The 5,775-nt window shown below is 35.0% G+C and carries 7 protein-coding genes; all 7 read left to right on the top strand.

All coding sequences use genetic code 11. From position 1 onward, the window contains the following. Positions 1-77: 77 nt before the first annotated feature. Positions 78-764, top strand: coding sequence for a permease (locus tag BW986_RS29080; protein ID WP_076373293.1), 687 nt, complete (start codon positions 78-80; stop codon positions 762-764). Positions 765-1,026: 262 nt separating this feature from the next. After that, on the top strand, positions 1,027-2,415 hold the full coding sequence (locus BW986_RS29075) for an alpha/beta hydrolase (protein WP_076373291.1): 1,389 nt from the start codon (positions 1,027-1,029) through the stop codon (positions 2,413-2,415). 287 nt (positions 2,416-2,702) lie between these two features. Beyond that, on the top strand, positions 2,703-3,518 hold the full coding sequence (locus BW986_RS29070) for a DUF4097 family beta strand repeat-containing protein (protein ID WP_076373289.1): 816 nt from the start codon (positions 2,703-2,705) through the stop codon (positions 3,516-3,518). A gap of 264 nt (positions 3,519-3,782) precedes the next feature. After that, positions 3,783-4,238 (top strand): GNAT family N-acetyltransferase, encoded by a 456-nt coding sequence (locus BW986_RS29065; protein ID WP_076373287.1) that lies wholly within the window; start codon positions 3,783-3,785, stop codon positions 4,236-4,238. A gap of 39 nt (positions 4,239-4,277) precedes the next feature. Continuing rightward, positions 4,278-4,844 carry a serine hydrolase domain-containing protein gene (locus BW986_RS29060; protein WP_076373285.1) on the top strand — a complete coding sequence of 189 codons (567 nt, stop codon included), beginning with the start codon at positions 4,278-4,280 and terminating at the stop codon, positions 4,842-4,844. A gap of 146 nt (positions 4,845-4,990) precedes the next feature. After that, positions 4,991-5,332, top strand: a complete 342-nt coding sequence (locus BW986_RS29055; protein WP_076373283.1) for a GntR family transcriptional regulator — start codon at positions 4,991-4,993, stop codon at positions 5,330-5,332. Beyond that, on the top strand, positions 5,325-5,775 hold a 451-nt coding region (locus BW986_RS29050; protein ID WP_142244763.1), incomplete at its 3' end, for an ATP-binding cassette domain-containing protein. The genes BW986_RS29055 and BW986_RS29050, both read left to right, overlap by 8 nt.

Below are 5,775 nucleotides of genomic sequence, written 5' to 3'. Positions count from 1 at the left end.
CAGGATTTTTTCATTAGTCTTGTTGGAGAAGAATAATCAGTTCTGGTGGAGGAAAAGATAAATTAGGAGGAATCAAGATGAATGCACTTGCTGTAGCAAAATTGAATTTTAAGAAGGTCAAATTATCTTACTTTATTTTTTTAGCATTGATTGGCTTACAACTAATTAGCTATATGATCAACAATATATTCAACAAATCTAATGAAGGAGGCTTTTCTCTTAGTTTTGGATTTTATGCCTATATCATAATCATATTGAGCGCGATGCTGATTCCCGCAAGGAATTTCGAGAAAATTATGAATTTTAATGTGAAGAAGTTGGATTATATGAAGGGCAGCGTTATTAATTATGTTGTTTTCGCCCTAATTATTTCTCTATTTACGGTGCTTTGTTATCTTTATTTGGATAAATTACTACCGGTAGGTAATAGCTTTGTGGCCAACCCATTTGGTGTTTTTGGTTGGGATAATAACGGTGTTATTATTGCCTTTGTTCGTCAATTTGTATTTATGCTGATGGTTGCTCTAGTTGTTCACACATTAACTACGATCCAGGGCACTTGGTATGGTTGGCTTACGGATATTATGATTGTGGCTGTCATTTGTGTATTTACACCTATTGCTTCCCTTCGGAAAGTATTGGTCTCGATATTCGACACTCTAATCTTTACTCCAAATGCTGCCATTCAAATTACAAGTTGTCTTGGGGTATCTGTTGTTGTCTATATTTTATGTGTGTTGGCCGTAAGTCGCAAAAGAATTTAAATCATAAATATAAAAACAAAATATTATTTAACAAACAATCCGAGATGGTGGGGCCAAAAAAGTTAGGTATCAAGAAGAATGTCAAACTTGATAAAGATGATGGAATGCGCTTCCGATATATCCTGTTGAATCTAACTAACAAGGAAGAGGTAGCTTGCTTGGAATGAATGGAATATAAGCTAGCTACGGTGCAACTCCACTTCCATAGTCCCACTGCATACACGATGAAATTACTACTTAAAGATTATTGGAGAATATGATTATGACTAAATTATTCAAACCTATTATTGCGGGCGTAATAGTAGCTTCACTTTCCGCTTGCACTTCACAGCCTGATGAACATTCGCAAAATCAAAACTCTTCTCAAGCGAAAAATATAAACTCTACTCAAGGCACGCAAAGTTTTGATGAAAAGACTTTGAAAAAAAGAAGCGCCGCCTATATAGAACAGTTTCAGAAGCATGAATTCGATCGTCTTTATGAAAATGTAACTGATGAGATGGCTAGTAAACTGCCCAAGGAAAAGTTCGCTTCTAAGTGGAATGATCTTTTAACTCAATTAGGGCCTTCTCTGGGTATAGAATCAGAATCATTTAAATCAAAGGACAAAAATGGGAGAGTATCCATTATTACAGTACACCGGAAATATAATTTGCAGACTACTTTTGTTTATACAAAGGATGGCAAGGTAGCTGACATTCAAAGTCAGTTGCAACCACTCATAGTTAAACCACAGCAAAGCGACAAGTGGGAGGAATCTCCGATTAAGGTTGGGTATAATGAGAAAAAATTGAATGGGTTGCTAACTCTCCCAAAAGGAATAGAAAAGCCACCTGTTGCGATTTTGCTTCAGGGCTCTGGCCCTAATAATATGGATTCTATCATTGGCACAGGGCTTAATCGTCCATTTGCGGATATTGCACATGGCCTTGCTGATAGGGGGATTGCCACTATTCGTTATGACAAGCGCTCTTATACCTATCCTGATGATGTCACTGACGTAGAAGCAGAATATTTGTATGATGCTAAGGAGGCTGTTCAACTTGCCAAAAAAGATAAAAGAATAGATAGTAACAGAATCTATCTAATCGGTCACAGCCAGGGCGGTGTCATGGGACCAAAAATTGCCCAGGACAATCCTGAAATAAAAGGTTTTGTCTCGATGGCGGGTACCTTGCGCCACTTAGAAGATGCAATATTGTCCCAAACTACAATGCGATTGGAGCAAGATACAACCCTAACGACCGAACAGAAAAAAGCGGAATTGGACAAGACGAAAGTAGAAGTGCAAAAGGTTAAAAAACTCTCTTCTTCTGACAAATCGGGTGTTTTGCTAGGCTATCCCACTAGCTACTGGAAAAGTCTGAATGCAATTGATCAAGTTGGTATCGCAAAAAATCTTACGATTCCTATGTTTATCATTCAAGGTACAACTGATTTTCATCTCTCAACTGAATTGGATTATAAACTGTGGCAAGAAACGCTGGCTAATAAAAACAACGTGAGTTTCAAACTTTATCCAGGACTGAGTCATGTGTTCATGCCAGGCGGTGCTGCGGATAAATTTGACGGTAGTATTTACAATAAACCAGCCCATGTTGATTCTCAGGTGATTGAGGATGTATCAGAATGGATTAACGCTCGTCATTAATACTCAATGGGAGTAGCGTTACTCCTAAGAAAGCTAAGTAGGGGTTTAGTTGAGATGTAACTATTCAACTAACCCCGAAATATAAAGTTTCTTCAATATTGAAAGCTCACAAGAATAGAAATTAAATCCGCTAGAAAGAGGTATCGTAAGTTATGAAAAAATCTTTTAAAAATCTTTTGTCTGTGTCTGTTGCTCTTGGATCAGTAGTAATCTTTTATAAAGCTATTTGCAATATTGGAAGCTCACAAGAATAGAAATTAAATTCGTAGAAAGAGGTATCGTAAGTTATGAAAAAATCTTTTAAAAATATTTTGTCTATGACCGTTGCTCTTGGATCAGTAGTAATCTTTACTTCTGCTTGTACATCAGATTCAGATTCAGGTTCTGATTCAGATGTTTCATACGAAGAGAAAAGTTATTCCGTAGAAGCAGAAAGTGTAAAGCAAATATCTCTGTCTGACAAAGGGAGAAAGGTTGAATTAGAAGAATCAAAAGACAATGATATTCATATAACTTATTTCGAAAGTGATAAGGAATCCTATGATATTGGTGTTTCAGACAATGATGAGTTAGTAATGAAGTTAGAAACTAATAAAGAATGGAAAGACTATGTAGGATTACAAACAGACGAAGAACATCATCTTGTAAAGATAGCTGTTCCAAATGGTATTACTAGCGAAGTTAAGATTCAAACCTCCAAAGGGGATATTATTTTATCTGACTTAGAAATAGATGGTTCTATAGAAACTATAACAAATGAAGGGAAAATAGAAGTTACCAACGTAACGGCTAACAAAAAATTGAAAATGAAGACCAAAAATGATGATATAAATTTGAATGATGTAAATATAAAAGATTCCATTGATGCAACAATTTCCAATGGCAATATCAATGTATCAAATGTGGCGGTGGGAGATTCGTTAAAATTGAGGACCAAAAATGGAGATATTACAGGGACTGTGATAGGTTCGTATGATGTATTTAAAATTTTAAGTGAGGCTTCTAAAGGTGAAAATAATCTACCTGAAGTTAAAAATGGTGGGGATAAAACATTGGACGTAGGTGCAAATAATGGTGACATAAACCTCGAATTTGTTAAGTAACCACTTTTGCTAAATCATTAAAGATGTCTGATGTAGAAAGAGATTGAAAATACGGAAGTTCATTATTAATATTGTCTTGAAATCAAGTCTTCTGTTATGGGGCGCTTTTCTGGAGTAACGAAAAAAGTCCAATTTCTCAATTTTAATACTGAGAAATTGGGCTTTTTATTCTTCCACTATCGGGCGCGATTCTTGAAGAAGGTTCACTTTTCTTAATTAACTATATAATATGACCAATATTATTAAATATGGAAGGAATTAATTATGGTTATTTCAATTAGAGAAATAGATAAAAAAAATTATATTGAGGTTTGTGAGTTAACAAGTAATAAAGATGGAGCTCGAACACTGGATGAAGAATATATATGTAGTAATGCTATGTCCTTAGCAGAGTCAAAGTATTTTTCAACTATGAAACCTATGTCAATTTATAATGATGATGATTTAATAGGATTTTTTACGTATGAATATATTGAAAAAACGCCAGACTTAGTTACAATATGTCGTTATATGATTGATCATAAGTTCTTGGGAAAAGGTTTGGGACGTAAAAGTTTCAAAGCTATTTTAAACTATTTTAAAGAGAGTGTTAAAGTAGGCAGTGTGGAATTGATGATAGAAAATGAAAATACAATAGCGAAAAATTTATATACATCATTCGGGTTTACGTTTACTGGAAAAATAGATCGTAATGAATATTATTATAGGCTAGATTTTTAAATCTATCTGAAATGACCAAAGTATAGAAAGAGAGACATTATGAATAATATAAACGAAGATATGATGAATCTGTTAAAGGACTTTTCTAAAGAGGCACCAGGTTTTGCTTTTTGTGCGCAATATGATAATCAAGATGCGATAAAAGGAGCAGTAGGAGTCATGGATATTAATTCAACAGAGCCTATTACAACTAAAACGATATTTAATTTAGCATCTATATCAAAACAATTCACTGCATTTTCCATTTTATTGCTAGAAGAAGAAAATAAACTAAGTTTGGAAGATTCGATAAGAAAGTATGTACCTCAATTGAGTGAATATGCCGATATCGTTACAATCCGCCATCTACTACATCACACTGGTGGATTATTCGACTATATGGATTTAGCCGAAGAAGTAGGGATTTCGTTTAGAGATAAATTAACAGTAGACCAAGCTCTAAGTTTATTAGAAAAGAAAACTAGTGCCAAATTTGAAGTGGGTACGGCATTTGAATATAGTAATACAGGCTACTTTCTACTCTCGCAAGTTATTGAAAAAGCTAGTGGAATGACTCAGAGTGAATTTTCGGTTCTGGTGCAAAAAATCCAAGATAATTACAATTAATTTCTAAATCATGGAGATACTGATACTATTCCTACATTGAAGAGCACCCACCTCAAATATTCAACTTGACAAGTTGATAGGTATATTGTAAATTTTGTTAGTGACTTAAATCATTAACCATACAACAATGGGGAAAGGTGGTGCCCATGAGAACTGAAAAACCCGTATTTGCACAGGTTGCAGAGATGATTGAAAATGATATTTTATCTGGAACATACAATCCGGATGACTTGATTATTTCAACCACTCAGATTTCTAAGCTCCTATCAGTAAACCCAACTACATCGGTAAAAGCCGTTAGGATTCTCACGGATAAAGGGGTACTTTACAAAAAGCGTGGAATCGGAATGGCGGTAACCAGTGAGGCAAAGCAAATCATATTGAACGAGCGGAAAATGGAGCTGTTAGATACGATTCGACAATCGGTGAAAATTGGTATATCACGAGAGGAAATAATTAAATTAATAATGGAGGATCACTATGATTAATCTATCCAATGTAACCAAAAATTATGGAAAAAATGATGGGATACGGAACTTTTCCGTAACCTTGGATTCACCCGGCATTTATTGTTTGCTGGGTAAAAACGGAGCAGGCAAAACCACTTTCCTAAAATTAATTGCAGGTCACCATAATGCTAGCACTGGCAAAGTCACAGTGAACGGAAACCCAGTGAATATGATGCATATGCCGGAGCAAGTCCATTTTGTTGCAGGTGATGCTGCACATTTTAACATGCGTATAAAGGATTTATTCAAGACGGCAAACGAATTACATAGTCAGTTTGACATTGCTTTTGCAATAGAAATTGCGCGAAAATTCAAACTTGATTTAACCAAAAAGTATGAACAGGCATCTTTTGGGATGAAGGTTATGGTCAATACAATCCTTGGTATGGCCAGTAACAAAGCTGTGATTATTTTGGATGAAC

The organism is Peribacillus simplex, assembly GCF_900156045.1.
GTDB classification, from domain to species: domain Bacteria; phylum Bacillota; class Bacilli; order Bacillales; family DSM-1321; genus Peribacillus; species Peribacillus simplex_D.
Note: the sequence above shows the minus strand (reverse complement) of the source record. Positions and strands in the feature narration are given on the sequence as shown.